Here is a 26,296-nt window from a genome sequence, read left to right as displayed (position 1 = left end):
ACCCCCCTTCGACTGGTCTACTGTGCTTTTCCCTTGGGGCCCTCCTTGCCCTTGCCGGGCTTCGGTGCGGCCTTGGGCTTCGCCGGTTTGGGCTTCGCCGGCCCGCTCTTGGTGGTGGTCTTCGCCGTGGTCTTGGTGGGCGACTTGACCGGCGTCTTCACCGGCGGCGCGGTGGTCGGCGCCGACCCGGCGATCCCGGACACCTGCACGCCGCAACTCTTGCCGCCGACGGTGAACTCCACCGGCAGCGTGTTGCTCCCGGTGTAGCGGCCGGCCAGCGTGAGCTTCGCCGACGCGCCGGGAGCCAGCGCCGGGGTCGCGGTGGGCGCGGGAATCGACACGGTACGCCCCTCCTGCCGCGCCGGCGGCTTGGCCGTGGTGACCGTCTGCTTGCCGGGGAACGTGAAGTTCATGGTCCAGCCGCGCAGTTCCCGGTCACCGGTGTTGGTAAGCGTCAACTCGGCGGAGAACTCCTTGCCGGTGTCGCGGCGCAGCGAGTAGTCGACGGCGCACAGCGTCGGCTCGGGCAGGCTCATCCGCGCCTCGGTCGGCTCGACACCGCCGCTGGCCGGGCTCCGCGACGTCAGCCCCCACATCGTGGCGGTCACCGCGATCAGGCCGACGGCGGCGACACCGGCCTCCACCTTGCGCCGCCGCACCACCGCCCGCCGCGTGCGGGTACGCACCGCCGAGAACGGCAACGCGTCGGTCTCCGCCGACCACGGCAGGATCGTGGTGCCCGCGTTCTCCGCGAGCGCCGGGTCCATCCGGCCGAACGCCGGTGACACCGGCACGACGGCGGCGATACCGGCCGCCTCGGCGAGCGTACGGGCCACCTCGGCGGTCGCCGGGCGGTCCTCGGGGCGCTTGGCCAGGCACCGCTGCACCAGCGCGGCGACCGGCTCGGGCAGGCCCGGCACCGGCGGCATCGGGTCCGGGTCGCGGTACATGTGCGCGCGCAGCATCTCGGTGGTGGTGCTGGCCTGCCACGGCAGACGGCCGGTGAGCATCCGGTACAGCAGCAGCCCGACCGCGTACACGTCGGTGGCGGGCGAGACGTGCCCGTTGTCCAGCCGCTCCGGCGCCAGGTAAGCCGGCGTGCCGAGCAGCGCGCCGTCCGGCCCCTTGTCGCTCTCCCCCACCAGCGCCGAGATGCCGAAGTCGACCACCTTCACCCCGGTCGGGGTCAGCATCACGTTGCCCGGGGTCACGTCCCGGTGCACCACGCCACGGGCGTGCGCGGCGGCCAGCGCCGAGGCGACCTCCGCGCCGATGGTCATCGCCTCCCTCCAGGGAAGCTGCCCGTCGCGGCCGAGCCGCCCGCTGAGCGGCCCGCCGTCGACAAGCTCCATGACCACGTACGGCACGGTCAGGCCGACCTGGACCGACTCGCCGTAGTCGTACACGTTGGTGATGTTGGGGTGGCACAGCCGCGCCGCGGCCTGCGCCTCCACCCGGATCCGGTGCCGGAACGCCTTGTCGCTGGCCAGCCGTGAGGCCAGCACCTTGACCGCCACCTGGCGGCCCAGCACCTCGTCGTAACCGCGCCAGACGACCGACATGCCGCCCGCACCCAACTGCTCGACGAGCCGATATCGCTCGCCGAGCAGTTGCACGCCGTTCCTGACCGGTCCACCCATGGTCGGTCCTGTTGCCCGAAGTGGGCCCCGGTACACCTCAGCGGTCGGAATCGGTCAGGAAAGTCACCCGTTCAGGCGGTCGCGAGGAGTTGGTCCACCGGCGCGTAGTCGTCGGTGAGCACCATCGCGTCGCCCACCCATTCGGTCACCCGCGCCTCGTCCATCAGCTCGGCCCGCTCCGGCAGCAGCTTCAGCCCGGGCGGGATCGCGGCCAGCGGCAGCGGCGCGTCCGAGGCGACGATCACGAAGTTGGCGCCCTGCTCCCCGTCGATCGCGCCGGGCGGCGCGATCAGCGCGACGTGCGCGAACTCGGCCTTCACCGTGGCCAGCTCGGCCCGGATGAACCGGCCCGGCGGGTAGTCGATGACGTTCTGCACGTAGATCCCGTCCGGGCGCAGCACCCGCCGGATGTCGGCGGCCATCTCCCGGGTCGCCAGGTGCCACGGCACCACCAGGTGCCCGAACGCGTCGCCGACGATGAAGTCACGGCTGTCGGTCGGCTCGCCGCGCAGCAGCACCCGCGCGTCGCCCACCTCGGCGCGCATCAGCGGGCCGGTGCGCAGGCCCAGCTCCCGCCGGTCCAGCTCGACCAGCCCGCCGTCCAGCTCGAACACCAGGTTGTCGGTGCCGGGCCGGGTCGCGGCCAGGTAGTTCGGCACGGTGAAGCCGCCGCCGCCCAGGTGCAGCGCGTCCATCGGCTGCTTCGCCGGCCGCGCCACGTCCGCAACCAGGCCGATCCACTGCGTGTACGCGTACTTCAGGTGGTTCGGCTCGTTCAGGTCGACGTAGGAGTGCTCGGCCGAGTTGAGGTAGAGCGTGCGTCCCTGCGGCCACGACGGGTCCACCTCGACCCGGGCGCAGTGGTACGCGGTCTCCACGTCGCACGGGTTCGGCGCGGCCGCGGTGAGCCCCGCCGCGGCGAGACCGAGCAACGCCAGCGCGGCCTTGACCCGGCCCGGCGTGGACGGCCCGCCGGCCCCGGCCTGCCGCCGCAGCCACACGCCGAGCCCCAGCCCGGTCACCCCGAGCGCGGCAGCCAGCCCCAGCACGATGACGGAGCTGGACAGCGCGGCCACCAGCACGAAGCCGGTGCCCAGCGTGGCGGTGATGCCGCCGAGCGTGCCGATGCTGGACAACTTGCCCACCACCTGGCCGGTGCGGCGCAGGTCGGCGAGCTGAAGCTTCACCACGAGCGGGGTGATCCCGGCCAGCAGCGCCGCCGGCAGCACCACTGTCAGCGCGGTCAGCAGGAGCACCGCGCTCGCCGCGCCACCGCGCAGCACCTCACCGGCGTACCTGACGATCGGCAGCGTGACGGCGGTGGCGATGCCCGCCAGCACCAGCGCCGGGGCGAGCAGGGTACGCGGGTCACGCCGGTCGGCGAGCCACCCGCCGAACCACGCCCCGTAGGCGATCGCGGCCAGCGCCATGCCGATGACCGAGCTGGTCACCTGGAGCGTCACCCCGACGTACGGGCCGACCAGGCGCAACGAGACGGTCTCCAGCACCAGCACCGCACCGCTGGAGAAGAAGACGAGGAACGCGGCGAGCCCGTTCGGGAGGGCCCGCGGCGGAACCGGGGCGTCGGCCGCCGGTTCCGCCATGACGTCGGACGATGTGCTGCTCACCGTGGCGATGGTACGCAGCGCCGGCGGCGGGCCGCGTCAATACATCGAGATGTGAACATGGTTTGTGTGGTCCGCAGCCGGGCTGCCGCCACCGCTGTACGCGCGCCAGCCGGTGTTCGGCATCCAGATCTGCCGATACCAGATGACGTACATGATGCCGAGCCGGTTCGCGTTGTTCTTCGCCCAGGCGGCGAGGCTGTCGCCGTACGCCTTGTCGCCGCCGGTGGCCGTCTTGTCCTCGAACCCGCCGCTGGCGGCGGAGAAGTCGCAGGCCCGGCCCTTGGGGTGCTCGCCGCCGCCACCGCTGCGGTGACACGAGGCGTAACGCTTGTAACCGGCCGCCTTGGCCTGCTGGAGCATGTGCAGCGTGCGCGGCGTGATGCAGCCGGACGCGGGCGTCGGGTCGTCCACCGAGCACGACTCCGACGGCCACGAGCCGTCCGAGTTGCGCGGCGCGGGCTTCGCCGACGAGGAGGTGCCGTTGAACCCGGACCCGGCGCCGGAGCTGACCTTCGCCAGCGCCACCTCGGCGTCCTTCTTCTTGCGGGCCTGCACCGCGACCTGCTTGGCCTGCTCCCGCACCTCGGCGTCGATGGCGAGCTTCGCCTCGGCCGCCTCGGCCTTCGCGTCGGCCAGCTCACGCAGACGCTTGCTGTCCCGCTGGGCCATCACGTCCAGCTCGGCCGCGCGCTTGAGGAAGTCGTTCGGGTCGGCGCTGGCCAGCAGCATCGACGTCGCGGTCAGCCGGCCCATCCGGTACGACTGCGCGGCCACCTCACCGGCCTGCGCGCTGAGCCCGACGAGGCGTACCTCGATGTCCTTGAGCTGGGTGTCGAGCGCCTTCTGCCGGCGCTTGGAGTTCTCCAGCTTGTTCTGGGCCTCGATGTGGCCCTTCGCCGCCGCCTCCAGCGCCGCCCGCAGCTGCTTGCTGCCGCCCTCGTTCGGGGCGTTCGGGCTGGGTACGGCGGCGGCCGGCCCGGCGGCAACGCCGGAGCCGAGAAGCACGGCCAGCGCGGCGAACGCGGCGAGCAGCGACCGCCGGGCGCGCCGGCCGGTAGAGCTGGTCCTGGGCACGTGATGGTCCTTCCGTCGACCGCCGGCCCCCGTACACCGAGCGGCGTCTCCGCCGGCGCCGGGCGGCGGCCTGCTGGCGGAGACCGCCGGTCACGATACCGGAACACGCGCGACACGCCAGGCCGACGACGGCGTACGGCGGCTGACGTCGACGCAGCGTGCCGTGGCCGTCGCGCAGCGCCGCTCAACCGCCCAGCAGGGCGGCGCTCACCTCGTCCCAGACGTCCGGGCTGGCCGCCACGAGCAGTCCCTTGCCGTCGTCGGCCGGGTGGTAGTCGGCGCCGTCGAACCGGCGGGCCACACCGCCGGCCTCGCGCACCAGCAACGTGCCGGGCGTGTGATCCCACGGCAGGGTGCGCCAGAACAACACGAACTGCTGCGCCCCGGTGAGGATGTCCAGGTACTCCCGGCCGGCGCAGTGCTGGCCGGGCAGCAGCTCACCGATGCGGCGCCCGCCCTCCTCCACCTGGCGGCGGAAGTCCGGCGGCAGGAACTTCGTCGCCGCGGTGCCCCGCAGCGCGCCCACCCGCGGCTCCGCCGGCGGCGTCCGCAGCGTCGCTCCGTCCAGCCGGGTGCCCGCGCCGAGCCGGCCCGCCGCCATCGTGCCGTCCAGCGGGTCGTACACCCAGGAGGCCACCGGTACGCCGTCGGTGAGCAGCGCCGCCATCAGCGCGAACGGCCGCCGCCCGGCGGCGAAGTTGGAGGTGCCGTCGACCGGGTCGACGAGCCAGACGTCACCGCTGCCGCGCAGGTGCCGCAGCAGGTCCGGGTCCTCGGCAACGGCCTCCTCGCCGACCACCACCGAACCGGGAAGCAACTGACGCAGACCCTCGGAGATCAGCGCCTCGGCCTCGCGGTCGGCGACAGTCACCACCTCGCCTGGCGCCTTCTCGGAGATGTCGGCCTCGTCGAGCCGGCGGAACAACGGCACGACGACCTTGGCCGCCGCCTCCCGCAGCAGCGTGCCGACGTCCTCCAGCAGCGGGTCAGCCACGAGGAGGCAGCTTGACCACGCTGACGAAGAACTCGTCGATCTGGCGGACCACCGAGATGAAGCGCTCGAAGTCCACCGGCTTGGTCACGTAGGCGTTGGCGTGCAGCTGGTAGCTGCGCAGGATGTCCTCGTCGGCCTGCGAGGTGGTGAGCACCACGACCGGGATCCGGCGCAGTTCCCCGTCCTTCTTGATCTCCTCCAGCACCTCCCGGCCGTCACGCCGGGGCAGGTTCAGGTCGAGCAGGATCAGGTCGGGCGTCACCGCGTCCGCGTACTGGCCCTCGCGGCGCAGGTACGCGAGCGCCTCGGCGCCGTCGGAGACGACGGTGAGGCGGTTGCGGAGCTTGTGCTCCTCGAACGCCTCCTGGGTCATCAGCACGTCGCCCGGATCGTCCTCGACGAGCAGGACCTCGATCGGGCTCTTGCCGTCCGCGGGCGCGGTCATCCCACCGTCTCCTTCATGCCACCGTTTGTACCGTGTCGGTCCGCCTCCGCGGGCGGCTCTTCGCGTGCTTCGCCGTCCGGCTGCCGCCCGACGGCCGCCGGGTCACCCTCGGCGCCCTCGGCGGCCGGCGCCTCGGCGTCGTCCGCGGCGTCGTCCGCGTTCTGCGCGGCCTCCGCCGCCCGGGCGGCCTCGATGTCCGCCTCCAGCGCGGGCAGCGTGAACCGGATCGTGGTGCCCTCGCCGGCCTCGGTGTCCACCCAGACCCGGCCGCCGTGATACTCCACGATCTTCTTGACGATGGCCAGCCCGATGCCGGTGCCCGGGTACGCGTCCTTCGAGTGCAGCCGCTGGAAGATCACGAAGATCTTGTCGGCGAACTCCGGCTCGATCCCGATGCCGTTGTCCCGGCAGCTGATCTCCCACTCGTCGCCGACCAGCCGCGCCGACACGTGCACCTTCGGCGGCACATCCGGACGGCGGAACTTCACCGAGTTGCTGACCAGGTTGACCAGCAGGTTGGTCAGCAGCGGCTCCTCGCCGCGGATGGTCGGCATCTCGCCCCAGGTCAGCTCCGCGTCGGCGTACTGCACGGCCGCCTCGGTCTGCCCCGCCACGTCGCCCATCACCTTGTTCAGGTCGACCTCGGTGAAACCGGTGGTCAACCGCCCGATCCGGGAGAACGCCAGCAGGTCGTTGATCAGCCGCTGCATGCGCTGCGCGCCGTCCACCGCGAACGCGATGTACTGGTCGGCCCGCTCGTCGAGCTGCCCGGCGTAGCGCCGCTGGAGAAGCTGGCAGAAGCTGGCCACCTTGCGCAGCGGCTCCTGCAGGTCGTGCGAGGCGACGTACGCGAACTGCTCCAGGTCACGGTTGGAGCGGGTCAGCTCCTCGGCCTGCTTCTGCAACTGGCTGTTGACCCACTCGATGCGCTCCCGCGCCTCGCGTACCTCGTCCAGCTCGCGGGCGATCTTCATCCGCATCTGGTCGATGTCCTCGGCGAGGCGGCGGAACTCCGGCGGCCCGGACCCCTCGATGCGGTGCCGGTAGTCGCCGTCGGCCACCTCGCGCACCTGGCTGACCAGGGCGGCCAGCGGGCGGATCAGGATCCGGTCCAGCGAGAGCAGCATGACCACGCCGGCCGTCGTCACCACCAGCGCGGCGATGATCAGCAGCACGACCAGAGTGTTGCTCGTCGCGTTGACCCGGTCCGCGGTCTCCTCCCGGACGGTGAGGATCTCGTCCTGGAGCGTGTTCACCGACGAACGGATGCCGTCGAACTGCTGCCGCGTCGCGTCGGTGATCAGCGCCTGGCCCGCCTCCGCGCCGTCCCGCTCGACGGTGGTGATCACCGGCTCGGCGACCTGGCTCCGCCACTGCGCGGTCTCCTGCTCCACCACGTCCAGCGACCGGCGCACGTCCGGGTAGTCGGCGGACAGATCGCGGATCGAGGCGACCAGGCTCTGCTCGCGCTTCACACCCTCCTGGTACGGCTCCAGGTCGCTGCGGTCGCCGTTCACCGCGTACCCGCGAACCGAGGTCTCCTGGTCGAGCAGCGCGCTCATCAGCTCCTGCGCCTGCACCCGCAGCGGACCGGTCTTGAGCAGCACCGCGTCGATGTTCTGGCGGTTCTGCGCGGCGACCGCCGCCTCCGCGCCGGCCAGCCCGAGCAGCAGCACCACCACCACGCCGAGCAGCGCGCCGACCCGCCGCCGCAGGGTCCACCCCTGCTGGTACGCCTTCACCGGTTCCTCCCCGTCGCCCTTCGCCCTCGCGCTCACCGTGTCGTCCTCGTTCGCGACTGCGGGGCTCGCAGGATCGGCTCACTCCTCGCGCTCACCGGCCACTGCCCCGCGTGACCAGCAACATCGCCACGTCGTCGGCCAACGGGCCACCGTTTATCTGCTCGGCGCGCCCCACCAGCCAGGCGGGCAGCTCGGACAGCGGCACCGCCCGGTTGGCCGGGTCGGCGAGCAGGTCGGTCAGACCGGGCACGTCGAGCCGTTCGTCACCGCCGTCCACCCGGCCCTCGATGAGGCCGTCGGTGTACATCAGCAGGGACCAGTCGTCGGTGTCGAACTCCAGGTCGAAGGCGATCGGGCGGCGCGGCCGTACGCCCAGCAGCAGCCCGCCCTTGGCCGGCACCGGCGCAACCTTGCCGCCACTGAGCAGCAGCGGCGGCGGGTGGCCGGCGAGGCGTACGGTGGCCCGCGCCGACGCCAGGTCGAGCCGGGTGGTGGCCACCGTCGCGAAGATCTCCTGGAGGCGGCGCTCACTCATCAGCACCTGCTCCAGCGCGGGCAGCACCTCGTCGTCCGGCACCCCGGCCAGCACCAGCGCCCGCCAGGCCACGCGCAGCTCGACACCGAGCGCCGCCTCGTCCACGCCGTGCCCGCAGACGTCGCCGACGATCAGGTCGATCCGGTCCGGCTGGGTCTGCACCACGTCGTAGAAGTCGCCGCCGATCAGCGCCGCGTGCCGGCCGGGCCGGTAGAACGTGTGCACCGACACCTCGTCGGTGGTCATCAGCGGCTGCGGCAGCAGGCCGCGTTCCAGGCGGGCGGACTCGGCCTGGCGCAGCTCCACCTCGCGCAGCCGGCGGGCGTTCTCGTCGGCCCGCTTGCGCTCGACCGCGTACCGCAGCGCCCGGGTCAGCAGGACCCCGTCGACCTGGCCCTTGACCAGGTAGTCCTGCGCCCCTTCGGCGACCGCGACGATGCCCAGGTGTTCGTCCGAGCGGCCGGTCAGCACGCAGACCGCCGCGCCGCTGGCCATCTCCAGCACCCGGCGCAGCCCGTCCAGCCCCTGCGCGTCGGGCAGGCCCAGGTCGAGCAGGACGCAGTCCACGCCCATCACCCGCTGCCGGGCCTCGCTGAGACTGGTCGCCACCAGCAGGTCGATCATCGAGTTGGTCTCGGCGAGCAGCTCGCCGACCAGGAAGGCGTCGCCCTCGTCGTCCTCGACCAGCAGCACCCGCAGCCGCTCGCCCGGCGGTACGCCGCCGTGCAGCCCCGCCCCGGCCGACGGCACGTGGACGGCGCCCGACGCGCCGGAACCCCGCTGCGGTCGGGTAACCGCCGCGAGTCGCGGGAGTTCGCTGGTGATGTCGGGCTCCTTCCGAATGCCCTGCTGATCCTGACTCAGACAACAGTCGCACACAACGCGAACCTTGCCGGTGCGGCGGAGCGTGTGACCGGTCCACTTCCATAGCGGCACGGTCGACAGACGATGTTACGCGGCAACTGTTGTCGCACCGGCGGCGCACCGACGGGGAGTGCCGCCGCAGCCCTCGGGGGTGCAGGATGATGCCCACCCCGTAGATCCACCCCGAGGAGTCCCCGTGGGCGCACCCCCCACCCGTCCCGCCGACCGGGCGCTCACCAGGCCCCGCCGACGGCTGACCAGCGCCGTCGCCGCGCTGGTCGCGCTGCTCGCCGTCGGGGCGGGCGTCCTGGTCGGCCTCTCCACCCCGGCCCCGGCCCCGGCCGACGCGCCCGAGCGCGAGTTCAGCGCCGCCCGGGCGTACCGGAACGTCGAAGTGATCGCGGCCGAGCCACACGTGGCAGGCAGCGCCGCCAACGACCGGGTACGCGAGCACCTGGTGGCGACGCTGCGCGGGCTGGGCCTTCAGACCGAGGTGCAGGACGCGGTCGCGCCCGAGGCCGGACAGCTGTCCGGCGCGGCCGGCGGGGCCACGCTGGCCCGGGTCCGCAACGTGGTGGCCCGCCTGCCCGGCACCGATCCGAGCGGGAAGGTGTTCCTGGTCTCCCACTACGACTCGGTGCAGACCGGGCCGGGCGGCAACGACGACGCCGCCGGCACCGCCACGATCCTGGAGGTGGCCCGGGCGCTCACCACCGGCCCGCGCCCCCGCAACGACATCGTCTTCGTGCTCACCGACGCGGAGGAGGCGTGCCTGTGCGGGGCCGCCGGGTTCGCCGCCGACCACCCGCTCGCCCGCGACGGCGGGGTGGTGCTCAACCTGGAGGCGCGTGGCTCCACCGGCCCGGTGATCATGTTCGAGACGTCCCGGAACAACGCGAAGCTCGTCGAGGTGTTCGGCAAGGCCGCACCGCACCCGGTGGGCACCTCGTTCGCCGTGGAGATCTACCGGGCGCTGCCGAACGACACCGACTTCACCGCGTTCCTCGACCGCAAGTTCGTGGGCCTCAACTCGGCGTACATCGACGGTGGCGCGATCTACCACACCCCGCTGGACGTGCCGGCCCGGGTGGACCGGGGCAGCCTCCAGATGCACGGCGACAACGCGCTCGGCCTGGCCCGCGAGTTCGGCCGTACCGACCTGGGCGACCTGCGCGCCGGCCACGACGACACCTACTTCCCCGTGCTCGGCGGGCTCGTCCGCTACCCCGGCTGGCTGACGCTGCCGCTCGCCGTCGCCGCGCTGCTCGCCGTCGGCGCGCTCGGCTGGCTCCTGCGCCGCCGGGGCCGGGCCACCGCCGGCACGCTCGCCGCCGGCTTCGGCCTGACCCTGCTGCCGGTCGTCGTGGCGCCGCTGGGCGCGTGGCTGCTCTGGGCCGCGATCACCACGATCCGCCCCGGGTACGCCGAACTGCTCGACCCGTACCGCCCGGTCTGGTACCGGCTCGCCGTGGTGGCGCTCTCCGCCGCGGTGCTGTTCTGCTGGTACGCGCTGCTGCGCCGCCGGGTCGGCCCGGCCGCGCTGGCGTTCGGCGGGCTGGCCTGGCTCGCCGTGTTCGGCGTGCTGCTGGCGGTGGCGGTGCCCGGCGGGGCGTACCTGACGACACTGCCCGCCCTGGCCGGCGCGCTCGCCGGTTTCGTGGCGCTCGCCACCCGGCGCGACGGACCATGGCCGGTGGTCGCGGTGACGCTCGCCGCCGCGGTGGCGGTGGTGATCCTGCTGCCTCCTGTGGTGCTGCTGTTCCCCGCGCTCGGCATGGGCATGGGCGCGGTAGCCGCGCTCGTCGCGGTGCTGCTCGGCCTCGCCGTACTCCCGGTGGTGGACCTGCTGCACCCCCGGGCCGGCGGCCAGCGCGGCCTGCTCGCGCTGCGCGCACGCCGGCTCGGCGCGCTGCCCGCCGCGGCCGCCGCGCTGGCGGCGGTGGTGCTCGCCGGGGTCGGCCTCGCCGTGGACCGCTTCGACGCCGCGCATCCCGTGCCGACCCATTTGATGTACGCGCTGGACGCGGGCACCGGCAAGGCGACCTGGCTGACCCGGGAGGAGAAGCCGCAGCCCTGGACCGACGGCTACGTCGACGGCACGGTCTCGATCGCCGACGACTTCCCCGGGCTGGGCGCCACCGAGTTGCGCGGCGGACCGGCCACCGCCGCGGCCCTGCCCGCCCCGAAGGTCGAGCTGCTCTCCGACACCCGCTCCTTCTCCGACCCTCCCTCGCGTGACCAGCGCGTGCTGCGGGTGCGGGTGGTGCCGCAGCGGCAGGTACGCCTGCTCACGCTGCACGTCGACACCGGCACCGCCACCGTTCGGTCCGCCTCGGTGGCCGGGCGGGACGTGCCGGTCGAGCCGGGCGACGGCAAGTGGGGATTCGGAATCGTGTTCCACGCCCCGCCGCCGGAGGGTGTCGAGGTCACGCTGACTGTTGTGCCGCGCGGCGGTGCCGTGTCGGTGCGCGCGATGGACGCCAGTGACGGGCTCTCCTCCGTGCCCGGGTTCCGGCCCCGGCCGGACGATGTGGGCGTGGTCGGCTCGCACAGTTCGGAGATGCTGGCGGTGGCACGTACGTACCCGCTCTGACCGGCCTGCTTGATCGACACCACCGCTTGATCGACACCACCTCGCCGAAGTGGCGGTATTCCCATGCCGGGATGCCGCCACTTCGGCGTACTGGAGTGGATCAACGCCGCCCCAGCACCTCGGCGACCCGCAGGAAACCGTCCGCGCCGTGGCCCAGCCCAACGGCCCGACGAGCCATGCCTTCGACCGCACGCATCACCCCGGCGTCGATGCCGTGCGCCTCGGACGTGTGGACGATGTGCGCCATGGACGACACCGCGGAGGTGATCGGGTTGCCGTCTCCGGGGAACGTGCCCGTGTCCATCTCCACCGCGCCCTCCTCGAAGATGGGCGGCAGGATCGCGGCGATGCCAGTGGCGAACGGCGCGAGTTCCCGGCCCGTGACGCCTTCCGTCCTCGCCACCGCCAGCGCGTGCGCGTAGCCCGCCATCGCGGTCCAGAAGATGTCGAGCAGCGCGATGTCGTACGCCGCCGCGCGCCCGATCTCCTCGCCGAGGTGGGTGTGGGTGCCGCCCAACGCGTCGAGCACCGGCTGGTGCTCCTGGAAGAGGCCGGCGGGACCGCTGTAGATGAGCACCGCGTCCGCGGTGCCGATGGTGGTGGTCGGCGTCATGATCGCGCCGTCCAGATACCGGATGCCGTGGTCGGCCGCCCACCGCGCGGTGTCGCGGGCGCGGTCCGGGGTGTCGGCCGTCAGGCTGACGACCGTTCGACCCGTGAGCGCGGCAGCCACCGCATCGCGTCGCAGAATGGCGTCCGACGCGTCGTAGTTCACCACGCAGACCACAGTCAGTTCGCTCGCGGCAACCGCCTCCGCTGCGGTCCGTGCGCTTGTCGCGCCCCGCTCGACCAGCTCGCGATCCTTGCCGGGCGTGCGGTTCCAGATCGTTGTGGGCACTCCCGCGTCCAGGAATGCGCCGGCCAGCGCGCGACCCATCGGCCCGAGACCGAGCACCGTGACAGACTTGTCGGGATTGGTGTTCACGCAGACTCCTCTTGTTGAACGGAACGCAGATGACGCGCAGCCGGGCCCAGGACCTGAACGTCTGTGGAGTGACAGCCGCGATCGCCGTGATCGACGGCAAGTGGAAGACAGCCCTGCTCTGGCTGCTGGAATCCGGCCCGCGCCGCCCCGGAGAGCTGCGCCGGCAGCTTCCGGGCCTCACCGAGAAGGTGCTGACTCAGGCGTTACGGGAGATGGAGGGCGACGGACTGGTGCACCGGGAGGCGTACGAGGTGCTGCCGTTGAAGACCGAGTACTCGCTGACCACTTTCGGCCGCGAACTGGCCGAGGCGCTGGCTCCCCTCTCCGACTGGGGCCACCGCCGCCTGGACAAACTCGCCGAAGCCCGCACCGCCTCCTGACACCGCCTCCACCCACAACCAGGTTCGTCGCGGTCGCGCACGCGGACAAGTACCCACAAAAAAGTGGCTACGCCTGTTGATCGACGGCGAGACTCGGGTCATGGAGTTCTTCTGCTACCACCGCGATCGGCTCGGCTCGGCAACACTGCGCCAGAAGCTGATCGAGGAGCACTGGTCCTACATGGACCGGTACGCGGAGCAGATGATCGCTCGCGGGCCGACCCTCGCCGACGACGGTTCACCGACCGGCAGCGTGCACATCCTGAGCCTGCACGACCCCGCCGCCGCCCGGGCGTTCGCCTTCGACGAGCCCACCTACCAGGCCGGCGCGTACCGGGACGTGATGCTGCGGCGGTGGACGAACATGCTGGGCCGCACCATGTGGGAGTTCCCCGGGGGCCGGACGGGCGGCAACCGCTACCTGGTGCTCGGCCTCGGTCCGGAGCAGGGCGCCGGGCCGGTGCTGCCGCAGCGGCAGGACGAGCTGATCGCGTACGGGCCGCTGCTGTCCGACGACGGCGGGACGTGGGTGGGGACTGCGGCGCTGGTCCGGGCGACCGGGCCGGACGAGGCACGCGCCGTTCTGGCCGCCGACCGGTACGCCGAAGTCGAGGTGCACAACTGGGTGTTCGGCGGGCGACCGGCGTAACCGGCTACTCGTGGTCTGCCAACCGCAGCAGCCACTCGTCACCCAGAGATGCGACGACCAGGCTGCAATGATCGAACCGCAGCAGGAGACCTGCGGGCTGCATCGTGCCGCCGAGGATGGGCGCGGCGTTCAGCAGCCGATGCCCCGGCAGCAGCGCCAGCAGATCAGGACGCTGCGCCGGTTCGACGCGCGTCTCACCGAATTCCCCCATGTCGTAGGCGGCGTACGGCTCGGCGAACTGAAGACGCAGCGACTCGCCGGATCCATGGGCCATGAGGACTGGCACGCCCTGAAAATGCAGCCAGAAGTGCAACAGGCTCTCCGCGTCGCCACTACGCCGGCCGCCCGACCAGTGGCGGGCCTCGGTGACCGCGACGAGGTCCCGGCCGATGACCTGACGCGGCACCGCTTCGGTGGGCTGGAGCGAATCACGCACGGCCACCTCCAGCGGTATCGATGCGGCGGGGGCGGGTCGCCGGCTGGGACACCCCGACAAGTATCCACAGGTGGCTAGGCTGGCGACATGCCCATCGATGTGGAGGGTGCGCGGCAGGCGCTGGCACTCTGGGACGACTTCCCCGTCCACCGCGAGCCGCGCCCGATCGTGCTGACGGAGATGGGCGTCGCAGCACTCGATCGGCTGAAGGCGGACACCGAGTGGCGAGCGTTGTTCGATGGTCCGGGCGTCTCAGAGGCTGACCTGCCGCCGGAGATCGCGCCAGACGCCATCGACTACTGCCGGGACGTGCAGAGCGGGGCGCAGCGACCGTTGGCGCGCATCATCCGGGCGCACGGGCCGTTCGCCACCGACCGGGGCGTACGTGACCTCCCGGCGTGGATGATGTACCCGGACGACCGGCGATGGCCGTTCATCGCGATGGACCCGGACGTGAAGCGTCGGATGACATGGCGGCCATCCGGCCTGGCAGCCGTTCATCACGAGGAAGCCGTGCTCGCAGACGACGGGCGCACTCTGACCTACCGGTTCACCGGGACGCCCAGGCAGTATGCCGACTACCCCGACGCCGAGGTGTTCGAGACGGACACGGCGGTGCTCGTCACGCCGGTAGAGGTCGACCTGGACGGGGACGGCATCCGGCTGGACTACGCCGAGGAGCGTGAGGTGGTGGTGCGCCTGGCCGCTCCGCTCGGCAACCGGGTCCTGATCCACACCGGCCACGGTCCCGGAACACCCACCTTCGGCTCCCCCATAACGGTGCTGACCCCGACTGACCGGGGAGCATGAGCGAGCGGGGCTACTTCCAGCGGTATTGATCAAGGGTCGGACCGTAGGAGGTCGAACCGGACGAGCATCCCTCCGACCTGCGACTACACATGGCGTGGATGGTCACTGTTAGGCCGTGTTTCGTAGGGCGTCGTTGTTGGGCGTGGCGGTGGTCGCTAATGGGAGAGGTCTCCGGTAGTTGGTTCAGCGACCAAGCTAGAACTTCACACCGGAGACCTCGTGCCGAGCGTAACGGCAGTGAGGCGACATGACCTGACCGATGTGCAGTGGGCGGCGCTGGAGCCGTTGCTGCCTGCCGGAATGGGTCATGCTCGGCCGCGCAGATGGACCATGAGAATGATCATCGACGGGATCCGGTGGCGGGTCCGGACCGGATCGCCGTGGCGCGATGTGCCTGCGGAGTATCCGCCGTGGCAGACCTTGTATCGATGGTTTCGGCGGTGGCAGCGTGACGGTGTCTGGGCCCGGATTCTCACCTCGTTGCAGGCCCGAGCGGACGAGGCGGGGTTGATTGGCTGGACGGTGAGCGTGGATTCGACCATCAGCCGCGCCCACCAGCACGCCGCAGGAGCCCGCCGCGACGGCCAGGCGCAGAAGGAGCCTGCTGGTGGTGTGCAGGCCGAGCCGGCAGATCATGGGCTCGGCCGATCGAGGGGCGGCTGGACCACCAAAACCCATCTGGCCTGCGAGCAGGGCCGCAAACTGATGGCCCTGGTCGTGACCGCCGGACAGCGCGGCGACAGCCCCCAGTTCATCCCCGTGCTGGCCAAGATCCGCATCCGGCGAGCCGGTGGTGGCCGACCACGGACCCGCCCCGACACCGTGTTGGCCGACAAGGCGTACACGTCCAAGGCCAACCGCGCCCACCTGCGATCGCGGGGCATCCGCGCGTGCATCCCGAGCAAGGCCGACCAGGACGCGCACCGCAAGGCCAAAGGATCCCAAGGCGGACGCCCACCCGCCTTCAACCCCGACCTCTACCGCCTACGCCACGCCGTGGAGTGCGGCATCAACCAGCTCAAACAACACCGCGCCATGGCCACCCGCTACGACAAACTCGCCGTGCGCTACGAAGCCACCCTCACCATCGCCGCCATCAACCAATGGCTCCGCGCCCTACGAAACACGGCCTAGCTCCCATTTGACGGCATGAGAACGGCATGACTCTGGAAGCTGCGTCGGGGCGGATCTAGTCCAGATGAACCCGAGCGCAGGAGCGCAGGGGTGAATTGGCGCAACCTTTTTATACGCACTGCCGCTAGTTGCACGTTGGTCACCCTTAGGCACGTCTAGCGCGAAGGCGCTTAAGAGTAAACCATCTACGCCGCCTCCACTCCGGCGGAGCCGTACTGCCTGGCACGCCAAGTTCAGCCCGCACGGTTTCAATGAAAGCGACGCTAGCCCTGCTCATGTCTTCACCAAAGGCCGTAGTTACCTCTTCCAGGAACCCCAGTGCCGACTCAGGATTCTCTTTCAGTAGCTCAATGAATTCACCGCGCCCATCCCCATCTAAAGAATTCACGTGGTCTTCGAATGCTCCAACCAGCTCACCAACATAGCAGAATGAAGTTGCCCATACTGTTGCTGCCGCATCATTCACAGGCTTTGTCGAGATTAGCCGCATCTTGTTCGTTAGATCGAACATGGGTTTGGCGTTTTCAATTCCCAGATCTGGCACTCTCTCGACCCCATGCTTCAAAAACTGAGCGACTTCTTCCCGAAACGATTCGAACGCATTTTCGAAATCCAGATAAAGCTTTAGGCGCTCATCGTGCCAACGATGCAAGTCCTCGCGTTTCGCTTTCCACCGCTCGTTTCCGATCACCACAGCCTGCCCGAGCAGGAGACCCGCAAGAGCCAAGATGCCAGACAATACCGGCACGGCCCACCATGAAGACCCCATTATCTGCATGTCCTCACAATCACTCGATAGGTAATCGGCAACGCCGACCGATTCCTGATGCTGGCAGATCGTGACAAGCCCACCGCTGCCATCCTGTCGGCCTTCGTCCGGACATCGTGGAGTGGGTGGGGCCTGCCCGGCAAAGGTGGAGTGCACCCCACCGTCCGAACGATCTTGACCGGGCGGCCCCACCTGCTCGGCTTTGCCCGGACGGAGGCTGTCGGGATGGCGCCACCGTCCCAGAGCGCCCGAGCGCCCCGCCGGAGGCACTTTCTTGTGTCTCGACCAACGTGACGCCCCGGAACCTTCATCGATCATGGCGGCCCGGGGCCTTCTTCATATGTCGCGCCGCTGGCGGGCTGGCGGCCGAAGGCCAGAGGCGCGGCGGCTAGCCATCGGCCCGGCCCTGTCGGCGGCGCGAGCGGCCTGCGAAGCGGGCCGCCTTGATCTCGTAAAGAACTTCTCACACGGTGCCGTCACGGCAGAGTGCCTCGTCGCGGCATCAGGACGAGTCCAGGGCCTTCGACCGCAACCGAGGCAGCTACGACAGTTCGTTCGTACTGCCCCTGCAGCGACTTTCACTCGCATGGCCGCTTGGCCAGGTAGCGCCCAGGCAACGTGCGCAGGCATCAACAAGGGCTGTTGAGGCTGGCGATCCTGGCCCCCCGATCCAGAATTCAAGATGAACGGACAGTGCTCGCTAGCGGCCTCCTTGCTAGGGTGCATCACCGTAGCGCGATAAGAGGGGCGTAAATGGAATTTCTGAAACCACTCATGCCATTTGGGGTGGGTCTCGCGGTGGTACTTGTGGCGCTATGGTGCCTCAAGCAGTTCCTTGGCGAGTCATTCAAGGAGCTCGGGAAGCGCTTCGCGACTTGGCTTATGGGCGGCAACCGCACCCTCGGGAGGAGACGGCAGAACCGCTACCGAAAGCACTTACTGTCAAACACGAGCAAGCACCCCCTCGGCTTCCTCCGCGACCAAACGATTCAGATTGACCGAATCTATGTCCCATTGCAGATGACGGATAACGGACGACGAGTTGACGTCTACAAAGAGATACGGGGCAGGAACCGGGTAGTAATTCTGGGAGGTGCCGGGGCAGGGAAGTCAATGCTCTTGAAGTCTTCGGCTTATCGGTGGGCCAAAGAACGACCGCAAGGTGTCCGACTACCGATCCTAGTCGAACTTCACCGATACAACGAAGAGGGGTCCACCCTAATCTCACTAGCAGAGGAAGCTCTTGCGCGGAATGGCCTTCGAGGTACACGATCCATGTTGGAGAGAGCATTGGAGGGTGGAAAGATCAGCTTACTGCTCGACGGCCTAGATGAAGTCTCTGCCACTCGACGGGGTCGAGCACTGCAGGAGATAAGATCAGTGGCGGAAACATATCCGGCTTCTCAGCTTATAGTCACGTGCCGTGACGCGGTATACGATGGCGGGCTTGCACCGACATTTGAGAATCCTGTAACTATAGCCGCCTTCGACGATGCGGCCATGCGTCGATTCCTGCTGCTTTGGTTCACACATCGTGAAGAACTGAAGGGGAATGTTCGCCAGCAGGTTGATCGCATGATGGCGGACTTGCGCAGTAATCCCTCGGTTCTACGCCTAGCGCGTAGCCCTCTGCTCCTCACCATCATGGCCTCGTTGCACGGGATGGACCCAGGACTGGGGCCCTCCTTCCTTCATTCACGCGCCGAATTTTATCGTGAAGCAGTCGAGCATCTACTGAGACGCGACTTCGATTTGGGGCGACACGAGAAAGTCGCCGCTTATAAAGCGGGCCCAAAACTATTAGCGCTACGCCGGATTGCGCTTCATACGCAAGGCGCCGATCGCCCTGGGTCGGACGGCCGCACGCTATCGGAGACCGACGCCCTCCAACTCATGAAGGCACTACTAACCGAACTCAACATGGAACCCATGCATGCCCGCCCAATGTTTGAGGAGATAGTTGACAGAAGCGAGCTGCTAATTCCCTTAGATGGCGCCCGGCTACGTTACGAGTTCCCCCACCTGACGCTGCAGGAGTACCTCGCAGCGGTAGAACTCGGCGATGACCCAAACCGCCTATTGGGCTTTTACCACGGCAACCCTGCGCGATGGCGCGAGACCGTTAAGCTCTGGTGCGCCGGCGTCAATCGCGACTGCACGAACGTCATCCTCGAGATATTCGGCATCGGAGGCGACCCAGTCCTAGCCCTAGAGTGTCTGGCCGAGGCCCGTAAGATCGATGACCTCGTCGCTCTGCGTATCATTAGTCATTTCCAGAACCGTATCGGAACAATCAACAGCGAGTCACATCTGGTAACTGCCGCTCTTGGCGCGGTGGCGGGCGACGCAGGGCCGCGAGGTAAGACCGTTTTTAGCTTCTTGCGGCAGACCGCGATGGACACAGACGAGGGCAGGAGCCGCGCCGCAATGCAGGCCCTTGCCGCCTCCCGACTGCCGGCGGCTGTCAAACTGCTGGCTCGTCTTGCCTCGCACCAATCGAGCGCCCACGAGGCGTTGAGGTCAATGGGCGAACAAGCGGTGCCGGAGTTGGTGGCACTTGCGCGTGCCGGGTCTCTCAAGGCGATCGACAATATTGCGGAAGTCGGGACACCGTCCGCAGCCTTAGGACTGTGTGAGCTGATATGGGACGACTCGCGCGTCGCATACCGGGCGGCCTGGCGGCTAGGCGCCTTGATAGGTAGCGCAGACGTGGAAGAAGAGATTCGCCTCTCGTCAATCGATTTCCCGCGAAATGCTCGACGGCATGACTGGGTTTGGGAGCCGTTCGGTGAAGGTTACATACGAAACATCATGGGACGAGTTGCGTTTCTAATTGCAAATTCGCCAGAAGATATCGTTTCCGAAGCCGTTCCCGCCCTCAACGCACGACTTGCCATGCCGCTTGCCTCGCTTGCCACCGCAAACGAATATAAGGCAGAGTATTTACCCTTCAGAGACCGCGAACTGGTTCATCGCCTAAAGTCTCTGATTGAAGAAGCCGCAAAGAAGGACGGCAAGCCGCGACCAAATTCGTTCGAGCTGCTGCATCCGGAATCCGCCCCACCTGCAACATTACGCAGGCTGCTTTTCGAGGTGAGCCCAAGATACGCTTTTCCCTTTTGCTTGGATTTCTTAAGCAAGGCGGGAGTAACAGCAAAAACAATCCGGCTATGGCGGGCACTCCCGCCGCAGGCGGTAGTTTCGCTGGCCTCCGGCGCGTTTTGGCGAGGCAAGCCAAAGCGGAAGATTGAAGGCGACTGGCGCCGGATCAATCAGAATCTCATCGATGATTCGGTGTTTGGTGGAACCGGGATCGTCCTACTGGCCATAGCAATACTTCTTCCCGCTACGGTGGGTCTCGTTCGTGCCGTGCTTTCGCTCTTCGGGCTCTGGAAATGGGGCCCTGGGTACCTTCACATACTCGCAGTACTCCCACTCATTCTTGCCGCTCTCGTTTTGTATGCCTCCGGCAAGAGCGGCGTGATCGGAGAGTTTATGGACAAGATTTCGGACCCTGTTGCGGCAGTCGCTGTGAGCGTTGCACTCATCGCGACGACGGTGATGGGCCTGGCCGCTATCGCGGGGTGGATTCCGCCATCTATCACCTTGGCAGCTTTCGCAATCTTCCTCGGCGCTGGAATTCTGTTAGTAGCCGTTGGCCTGCGGCTATCACTACGGCTGACCCATGTTTTCAGCGCCGCCTTGAGGGCTTCAAGAATTCAATCTAGTAGCGGCACGTCAATCATCGGCAAACATCGCGATGGAGGTCAGTCACTTCAAGGGAGTCGACGTTAACACTCCGGTCCAACTGGAACGGAGGCCAGTATTGCAGAGTTCGCCAAGAACGCGCACCTGTCGACGCCCGCCGGAACGGCCCTCACCGCTCGATGTTCAACTCCGGCGTCTGGAAACCCGCGATCCGGGCCACAGGGGCACCGGACGACAGGCACAACGGGATGCACGGGCTCCGGCACGCCTACGCCTCGGTGCTCCTCGACGCCGGGGAGAGCATCAAGGCGCTCTCGGCCTACCTCGGGCACGCGGACCCGGGCTTCACCCTCCGGACCTACACGCACCTGCTGCCAACGAGTGAGGACCGCACCCGGCAAGCCATCGACAAGGCGCTGGGTGAGGACCAGGAGGACGACGACCCTGCGGAGCCCGTAGACGGCCTGGAAACGGCATGACCTTGCTTCCGGCCCCCTCTGAACGACCCAAGATGCAGGTCTGGGGGCATGCGGCCTCTACTTCCAGCGGAAGTGCACGAACAGCCGGCCGAAGTTCTTCGAGTCCTTCTCGACCCGGTGGTAGAGCTGCTTCACGTCCTTCTGGTCGAGGAACCGCAGCACCTTCTTCTTCAGCGCGCCCGACCCCTTGCCCGGGATGATCTCCACGAGCGTGGCCTTCTTCGCCACCGCCTCGTCCATGATCCCGCGCAGCGCACGGTCGATGTCGTGGCCCTTGTTGTAGATGTCGTGGAGGTCGAGCTTGAGCTTCACGGTCCCATCCTAGGTACGCGGAAGGGCAGCCCGCCTGGGCTGCCCTTCCGCGTGATCAGTCAACGACCGACCTTGCCCTCCACCCGGCGCAGGGCGGTGGCGTAGTCGGTGTTCGTCGAGTACATCGCGGCCGCGATGCGCAGGTGCCGCAGCGCGTCCACGGGCCGGTTCATCCGCTCCAGCGTGCGGCCGAGCACGTGGTGCGCGTAGTGGTCGCTCGGGTCCCGGTCGACCAGCGCGCGCAACTGCTCCTCGGCCCGGTTGAGCTGGGCCGACTGGAAGTAGGCGCGGGCCAGCAGCTGCCGGACCGACGAGTTGTCCGGCTCGGCCTCGATGATCGGTTCGAGCAGCCGGGCCGCTCCGGTCGGGTCACCCGCTTCGAAGAACATGGTCGCCCGCCGGTACTCCGCCAGAAGATCCACTCGACCCACCTCCTCATGTCGTGCCAGGCCTTGGTCCGACGCTGGCACAACACCGGCGCGAGCGCGAGTGTTCCTGCGGGGCGAAAGATCAGGTGGTCGGGTCGTACCGGCCGCCGACCAGGTCCCAGGCCCGGACACCGCCGACGATTCCGGCCGTGTTCGGGACGATCACCACGTCGTCGCCCATCCGGGCCACCTGCTCGGGCCGGATCAGCCGGGAGTTGCCGCCGCCGAGATACAGCCGGTCCCAGCGGAACACCGGCCGCAGGCCGTCCACCACCTGCCGGATCCGCCGGGACCAGAACGCGTCGCCGAGGCGCCGCCGTTCCGGCTCCCCCACGTACGTGTCGTAGGTGGTGTTCCACCGCACCGGCGCGTGCGACAGCTCCAGGTGCGGCGCCAGCACCCCACCGTCGAACAACGCGCTGCCCAACCCGGTGCCGAGTGTCAGCACCAGCTCGCAGCCGGTCCCGGCGACCACGCCCGCGCCGTGCACCTCGGCGTCGTTGAGCACCAGCGCCGGCACGCCGAACGCCTCGGCCAGCGCGGTGCGCGCGTCGTACCCGGACCACTCGGCCATCAGGTCGGGGTCGACGCGGCTGCGCGGCCCGGACCGGGTCACGTAGTGCGGCGTCGCCACCACGACGCCGTGCCGGATCATGCCGGGCATGCCGACGGTGAGCCGGTCCGCCGTGGGCAGGCGGGCGCCGAGATCCAGCAGCGTCTTGACGAACAGGGCAGGCGGCAGCGGGTACGGCGTGGGCACGCGCAACGGCCGCGCGCGCATGGTCCCGGCGGCATCCAGTACGGAGGCCTTGATCCCGCCGCCACCGCAGTCGATCGCCAGTGTGGTCACCACGGCTGTGAGTCTCCCTCAGATCGGTGCCGCCGCGAGCGCGGGTCGCGGTAATCCGGAGGCGCGCGCCGGTAGGCTCGGTGCCCTGATGAGCGCCACGTTGATCGCCAAGGACCTCACCGCCGGCCACGGTGACCGCCTCCTCTTCGAAGACCTCGACCTGGTCGTCACGCCCGGCGACGTGGTGGGGCTGGTCGGGGTCAACGGCGCGGGGAAGTCCACGCTGCTGCGTACCCTCGCCGGGCTGGTCCCACGCGAGCAGGGCACGGTCTCGCTCAGCCCGCCCACGGCGACCGTCGGCTACCTGCCGCAGGAGCCGGAGCGCCGGCCTGGCGAGACGGTCCGCGAGTTCCTGGCCCGGCGCACCGGGGTCAGCGCCGCGCAGGCCGCGCTGGACGCCGCCACCGAGGCGCTCACCGCCGGGGCGGCGGGCGCCGACGACGCGTACGCGAATGCTCTGGAACGTTGGCTCGACCTCGGCGGCGCGGACCTGGACGAGCGGGCCGCGCAGGTCGCCGCGGAGCTGGGTCTCGACGTCGGCCTGGACCACCCGATGACCGGCCTGTCCGGCGGGCAGGCCGCCCGCGCCGGGCTCGCGTCGCTGCTGCTCAGCCGGTACGACGTCTTCCTGCTGGACGAGCCCACCAACGACCTGGACCTGGCCGGGCTGGACCGGCTGGAACGCTTCGTCACCGGCCTGCGCGCCGGGACCGTGGTGGTCAGCCACGATCGGGAGTTCCTCACCCGCACGGTCAACCGGATCGTGGAGCTGGACCTGCACCAGCGGCAGGTCAACCACTACGGCGGTGGCTACGCGGCCTACCTGGAGGAGCGGGAGGTGGCGCGCCGGCACGCCCGCGAGGAGTACGAGGAGTTCGCCGACACGAAGGCCGGCCTGGAGGCGCGCGCCCGCACCCAGCGCGCCTGGATGGAGAAGGGCGTCAAGAACGCCCGGCGCAAGGCCACCGACAACGACAAGGTCGGCCGCAAGTTCCGCGCCGAGTCGACCGAGAAGCAGGCCGCGAAGGCCAAGCAGACCGCCCGGCTGATCGAGCGGCTGGAGGAGGTCGAGGAGCCACGCAAGGAGTGGGAGCTGCGGATGGAGATCGCCGCCGCGCCCCGCGCCGGCGCCGTCGTGGCCTCGCTCCGAGGAGCAGTGGTACGCCGAGGCGGCTTCACGCTCGGCCCGGTGGACCTGCAGATCGACTGGGCCGACCGGGTGGCGATCACCGGGGCGAACGGCTCCGGCAAGAGCACCCTGCTCGCCGCGCTGCTCGGGCGGCTCCCGTTGGACGAGGGTCACGCCGCGCTCGGCCCCGGTGTGGTCGTCGGCGAGGTCGACCAGGCCCGGGGACTGTTCCTCGGCGACCAGCCGCTGCTCGACGCGTTCGGCGCCGCCGTACCCGATCTCGCCCCGGCGGACGTGCGGACGCTGCTGGCGAAGTTCGGGCTGCGCGCCGACCACGTGCTGCGGCCGGCGGCGACGCTGTCCCCCGGCGAGCGGACCCGGGCCGCGCTGGCGCTGCTGCAGGGGCGCGGCGTGAACCTGCTGGTGCTCGACGAGCCGACCAACCACCTCGACCTGGCCGCGATCGAGCAGCTCGAATCGGCGCTGGCGAGCTACCCGGGCACGCTGCTGCTGGTGACCCACGACCGGCGGATGCTCGACGCGGTGAGCGTCAACCGGCGGCTGCGCGTGGCGGACGGACGGATCGCCGAACACTGATCCATGCCGACCGGCGCGCGCGGGTCCACAATGAGCGCATGCTCAAGTGGGAGTACGCGCTGCTGGTCCGTCGTCGTCAACCCGCGTCGACCGACCTCGGGTTCGAGGTCGTCTTCATCTGGTACGGCCCGGACGGCTCCATGATCGACGTGACACCGTACGGCGACACCGCGCTGGCCCACCTGAACCGGGCCGGTGACCAGGGCTGGGAACTGGTCGCGATGAGCGAGGACCCGTCGCTGCCCGGCAACAACGAGCTGCACCGCTACCACCTCAAGCGCCCGAAGGCAGCGGCCGCCCAGCCGCGCCAGCGGATGCGCAGCTCCCGCACCATCCGCCGAACCCTCTCCCCCTGACCCTCCTCCCTCCCGCCCGCCACCCCTCCCTCCCCGCCCCTCCCTCCCCTCAGCGCGTCGATCTTGCAGTTGCGGCCCTCCGTCTGCCCCTTTCGCGAGCTTGGCCCGGGCCACAACTCCATGATCGACAGCGCCCACCCCAAGCCGCCCGTCGGAGCGTGCACCCCCGCCCCGAAACCGGCGGTGATCAAGGAGTTCGTGTGGACGTCGCCCTCGAAAATGGACACAAACTCCTTGATCAACGGGGTGGGGGGTGGCCTCTCGCGATCGAGGAGTTCGGGTCCATCCACGCCGACGCCAGCACGAACTCCTTGATCCCCGAGTCGCGGGAGATCTTGGAAGGAAAGTGCCCCCATGACCGCTGTCATGTCCCGGGACATGTGTCAACGGGAAGTCCCGATAGATGTGTCAGGGGTTGTGGATCGTGGGGGTGGGGGTGAGGGGGATGTAGTTCTTGTCGGGGTTGAGGTGGAGGTAGCCGATGGGTTGGCCGTCGGGGTGGTAGATGGTGACGTGGTTGTTGTCGCGGATGGCGGTGACGGTGGTGCCGGCGTGGGTGGTGCCGACGCTGGTGCGGTGTCCGGCGACGGCGATGGCGCCGTTGCTGGCGACGGGGCAGTGGTGCAGGGTGGCGTCGGTTTGCAGGGGTGGGCTGGTGGGTCCGCCGAGGGTGGGTGCGTGGGTCCAGGCGTGGGCGGGTGTGGTGCGGTGGGGTAGGGCGCTGTGGCGGCGTTGGGTGTTGTAGTAGCGGCGGTAGGTGTCCAGGAGTGTTTGCAGGGCGGTGAGGGTCTGTGGTGGGGGTTGGGTGCTCAGCCATTTTTTGAGGGTTTGGTGGTGGCGTTCGACCTTGCCGCAGGTTTGTGGGTGGTAGGGGCTGGAGTTGATCGGGCGGGTGCCGTGGTCGATCAGGGTCTGCACGAAGGTGGAGATTGATCCGGGTCGGGTGCGGCGGCTGGTGAACGCGATGCCGTTGTCGCTGAGCACGATGGCCGGCACGCCGTAGGCGGTGAACGCCTGTCTGATCGCGGTGATCGCGGCTCGGGCGGTCTCCGCGGCGGCGGCGTGGCAGGCGACCAGGGTGCGGGTGCAGTCGTCCAGGACGTCGAAGACGACGACAGTGCGGCCGTCGGCGAGTTTCACTTCGGTGGCGTCGATCTGATAGCAGTCGCGGGGCCGGGCATAGCTGAAACGCCGCCACGAGCTACGCGGTCGTTTAGCCGGAGTAGCCACGAGCAGGTCATGCCGGGCCAGCACCCGGTTGACCGTCGAGCGTGACGGCACCGACCAGGACGCGTCGGTGCGCCGGCGCACATCGTCCAACGCGTCTCGGATGAAGTCAGCCCCGTTGTCCGGGCCCAGTTCAGCGCGCAGTTTGCAGATCCACGCGTCCACCTCCGGCGGCGTGACCCGCGGACTGGTACGCGGCCGCCGGGATCGTTCCTGCCACTGACCCTCGGCCCGGATACGTGCGCGGTGCCGGTACACCGTGCGCACCGACACCCCGTGCTCACGCGCGAACTCGGCCGCGTTCACCCGAACCCCCGCCGCCAGCAGCGCGTCCAGCAGGTTCATCACATGCCGCCGAGAAGCCATGCCCGGCAGCACATACCACCCGACCCAAGATCCCTACCACGTGACACATGTATCGGGACTTCAACGCTGACAGATGTCATGGGACTGAACAGCCCCCATGACCGCCGAAGTCTTCCAAGATCTCGGGCGCGCCCCGGTGATCAAGGAGTTTGTGTCCTCGCGGGCG

General features: G+C 69.3%; 23 protein-coding genes. 9 read left to right on the top strand and 14 right to left on the bottom strand.

What is annotated here, in order from left to right; all coding sequences use genetic code 11:
* Positions 1-17: 17 nt before the first annotated feature.
* The 7 genes from MCBG_RS22950 to MCBG_RS22920 all read right to left on the bottom strand — a co-directional run bounded on the left by MCBG_RS22950 (position 18) and on the right by MCBG_RS22920 (position 8,808).
* A complete protein-coding gene (locus MCBG_RS22950; protein WP_043328137.1) occupies positions 18-1,640 on the bottom strand; it encodes a serine/threonine-protein kinase in 1,623 nt (540 codons plus the stop codon).
* Between the two features lie 71 nt (positions 1,641-1,711).
* Positions 1,712-3,244: a fused MFS/spermidine synthase gene (locus MCBG_RS22945; protein ID WP_181373815.1), complete on the bottom strand. Its 1,533-nt coding sequence runs from the start codon at positions 3,242-3,244 to the stop codon at positions 1,712-1,714.
* Positions 3,245-3,304: 60 nt separating this feature from the next.
* A complete protein-coding gene (locus tag MCBG_RS22940; protein ID WP_043328133.1) occupies positions 3,305-4,342 on the bottom strand; it encodes a hypothetical protein in 1,038 nt (345 codons plus the stop codon).
* Positions 4,343-4,526: 184 nt separating this feature from the next.
* Positions 4,527-5,336 carry an inositol monophosphatase family protein gene (locus tag MCBG_RS22935; protein WP_043328131.1) on the bottom strand — a complete coding sequence of 270 codons (810 nt, stop codon included), beginning with the start codon at positions 5,334-5,336 and terminating at the stop codon, positions 4,527-4,529.
* Positions 5,329-5,781 carry a response regulator gene (locus MCBG_RS22930; RefSeq protein WP_043328130.1) on the bottom strand — a complete coding sequence of 151 codons (453 nt, stop codon included), beginning with the start codon at positions 5,779-5,781 and terminating at the stop codon, positions 5,329-5,331. The genes MCBG_RS22935 and MCBG_RS22930 overlap by 8 nt, the downstream gene beginning before the upstream one ends.
* Positions 5,778-7,523 (bottom strand): sensor histidine kinase, encoded by a 1,746-nt coding sequence (locus tag MCBG_RS22925; RefSeq protein ID WP_043330916.1) that lies wholly within the window; start codon positions 7,521-7,523, stop codon positions 5,778-5,780. The genes MCBG_RS22930 and MCBG_RS22925 overlap by 4 nt, the downstream gene beginning before the upstream one ends.
* Before the next feature lie 91 nt (positions 7,524-7,614).
* A complete protein-coding gene (locus MCBG_RS22920; RefSeq protein ID WP_043328129.1) occupies positions 7,615-8,808 on the bottom strand; it encodes a PP2C family protein-serine/threonine phosphatase in 1,194 nt (397 codons plus the stop codon).
* 310 nt (positions 8,809-9,118) lie between these two features.
* On the opposite strand from MCBG_RS22920, the gene MCBG_RS22915 reads away from it, so the two are divergent.
* Positions 9,119-11,515, top strand: a complete 2,397-nt coding sequence (locus MCBG_RS22915; RefSeq protein ID WP_043328128.1) for a M28 family peptidase — start codon at positions 9,119-9,121, stop codon at positions 11,513-11,515.
* A gap of 100 nt (positions 11,516-11,615) precedes the next feature.
* Here the strand turns inward: MCBG_RS22915 and MCBG_RS22910 are convergent, their stop codons facing one another.
* Positions 11,616-12,500: an NAD(P)-dependent oxidoreductase gene (locus MCBG_RS22910; RefSeq protein ID WP_043328127.1), complete on the bottom strand. Its 885-nt coding sequence runs from the start codon at positions 12,498-12,500 to the stop codon at positions 11,616-11,618.
* A 29-nt stretch (positions 12,501-12,529) separates the two neighbouring features.
* On the opposite strand from MCBG_RS22910, the gene MCBG_RS22905 reads away from it, so the two are divergent.
* Both MCBG_RS22905 and MCBG_RS22900 read left to right on the top strand, forming a co-directional pair.
* Positions 12,530-12,880, top strand: coding sequence for a winged helix-turn-helix transcriptional regulator (locus tag MCBG_RS22905; protein WP_013475175.1), 351 nt, complete (start codon positions 12,530-12,532; stop codon positions 12,878-12,880).
* 100 nt (positions 12,881-12,980) lie between these two features.
* The gene (locus MCBG_RS22900; protein ID WP_043328125.1) at positions 12,981-13,529 is read left to right on the top strand and encodes a YciI family protein; all 549 of its coding nucleotides are present in this window, start codon (positions 12,981-12,983) and stop codon (positions 13,527-13,529) included.
* A 4-nt stretch (positions 13,530-13,533) separates the two neighbouring features.
* Here MCBG_RS22900 and MCBG_RS22895 read toward each other — a convergent pair whose 3' ends face one another.
* Positions 13,534-13,965 carry a hypothetical protein gene (locus MCBG_RS22895; RefSeq protein ID WP_223201304.1) on the bottom strand — a complete coding sequence of 144 codons (432 nt, stop codon included), beginning with the start codon at positions 13,963-13,965 and terminating at the stop codon, positions 13,534-13,536.
* 87 nt (positions 13,966-14,052) lie between these two features.
* Between MCBG_RS22895 and MCBG_RS22890 the strand changes: the two genes are divergently transcribed.
* The gene (locus MCBG_RS22890) at positions 14,053-14,775 is read left to right on the top strand and encodes a hypothetical protein (protein ID WP_043328123.1); all 723 of its coding nucleotides are present in this window, start codon (positions 14,053-14,055) and stop codon (positions 14,773-14,775) included.
* 237 nt (positions 14,776-15,012) lie between these two features.
* Positions 15,013-15,909: an IS5 family transposase gene (locus tag MCBG_RS22885; protein ID WP_181373814.1), complete on the top strand. Its 897-nt coding sequence runs from the start codon at positions 15,013-15,015 to the stop codon at positions 15,907-15,909.
* A 145-nt stretch (positions 15,910-16,054) separates the two neighbouring features.
* On the opposite strand, the gene MCBG_RS32625 is transcribed toward MCBG_RS22885, so the two are convergent.
* Positions 16,055-16,687, bottom strand: coding sequence for a hypothetical protein (locus MCBG_RS32625; RefSeq protein ID WP_223201303.1), 633 nt, complete (start codon positions 16,685-16,687; stop codon positions 16,055-16,057).
* Between the two features lie 744 nt (positions 16,688-17,431).
* Between MCBG_RS32625 and MCBG_RS31985 the strand changes: the two genes are divergently transcribed.
* Positions 17,432-20,473, top strand: coding sequence for an NACHT domain-containing protein (locus tag MCBG_RS31985; RefSeq protein ID WP_084789601.1), 3,042 nt, complete (start codon positions 17,432-17,434; stop codon positions 20,471-20,473).
* A gap of 92 nt (positions 20,474-20,565) precedes the next feature.
* A complete protein-coding gene (locus MCBG_RS22880; RefSeq protein ID WP_084789598.1) occupies positions 20,566-20,865 on the top strand; it encodes a tyrosine-type recombinase/integrase in 300 nt (99 codons plus the stop codon).
* Between the two features lie 57 nt (positions 20,866-20,922).
* On the opposite strand, the gene MCBG_RS22875 is transcribed toward MCBG_RS22880, so the two are convergent.
* The 3 genes from MCBG_RS22875 to MCBG_RS22865 all read right to left on the bottom strand — a co-directional run bounded on the left by MCBG_RS22875 (position 20,923) and on the right by MCBG_RS22865 (position 22,458).
* Entirely contained in the window at positions 20,923-21,177 is a 255-nt protein-coding gene (locus MCBG_RS22875) for a Smr/MutS family protein (protein ID WP_013288724.1), read from the bottom strand.
* A 59-nt stretch (positions 21,178-21,236) separates the two neighbouring features.
* Positions 21,237-21,599, bottom strand: a complete 363-nt coding sequence (locus MCBG_RS22870) for a tetratricopeptide repeat protein (protein WP_013288725.1) — start codon at positions 21,597-21,599, stop codon at positions 21,237-21,239.
* An 88-nt stretch (positions 21,600-21,687) separates the two neighbouring features.
* Positions 21,688-22,458, bottom strand: a complete 771-nt coding sequence (locus tag MCBG_RS22865; protein ID WP_043328120.1) for an ROK family protein — start codon at positions 22,456-22,458, stop codon at positions 21,688-21,690.
* A gap of 85 nt (positions 22,459-22,543) precedes the next feature.
* Between MCBG_RS22865 and MCBG_RS22860 the strand changes: the two genes are divergently transcribed.
* Entirely contained in the window at positions 22,544-24,181 is a 1,638-nt protein-coding gene (locus MCBG_RS22860) for an ABC-F family ATP-binding cassette domain-containing protein (RefSeq protein WP_043328119.1), read from the top strand.
* Positions 24,182-24,219: 38 nt separating this feature from the next.
* The gene (locus MCBG_RS22855) at positions 24,220-24,537 is read left to right on the top strand and encodes a hypothetical protein (RefSeq protein ID WP_043328117.1); all 318 of its coding nucleotides are present in this window, start codon (positions 24,220-24,222) and stop codon (positions 24,535-24,537) included.
* 408 nt (positions 24,538-24,945) lie between these two features.
* Here MCBG_RS22855 and MCBG_RS22850 read toward each other — a convergent pair whose 3' ends face one another.
* Positions 24,946-26,130 carry a DDE-type integrase/transposase/recombinase gene (locus MCBG_RS22850; RefSeq protein WP_083297081.1) on the bottom strand — a complete coding sequence of 395 codons (1,185 nt, stop codon included), beginning with the start codon at positions 26,128-26,130 and terminating at the stop codon, positions 24,946-24,948.
* Positions 26,131-26,296: the final 166 nt, after the last annotated feature.

It is taken from the genome of Micromonospora sp. M42 (assembly GCF_000568915.1).
Classification (GTDB): domain Bacteria; phylum Actinomycetota; class Actinomycetes; order Mycobacteriales; family Micromonosporaceae; genus Micromonospora; species Micromonospora chalcea.
This window is presented reverse-complemented; position numbering and strand designations above follow the sequence as displayed.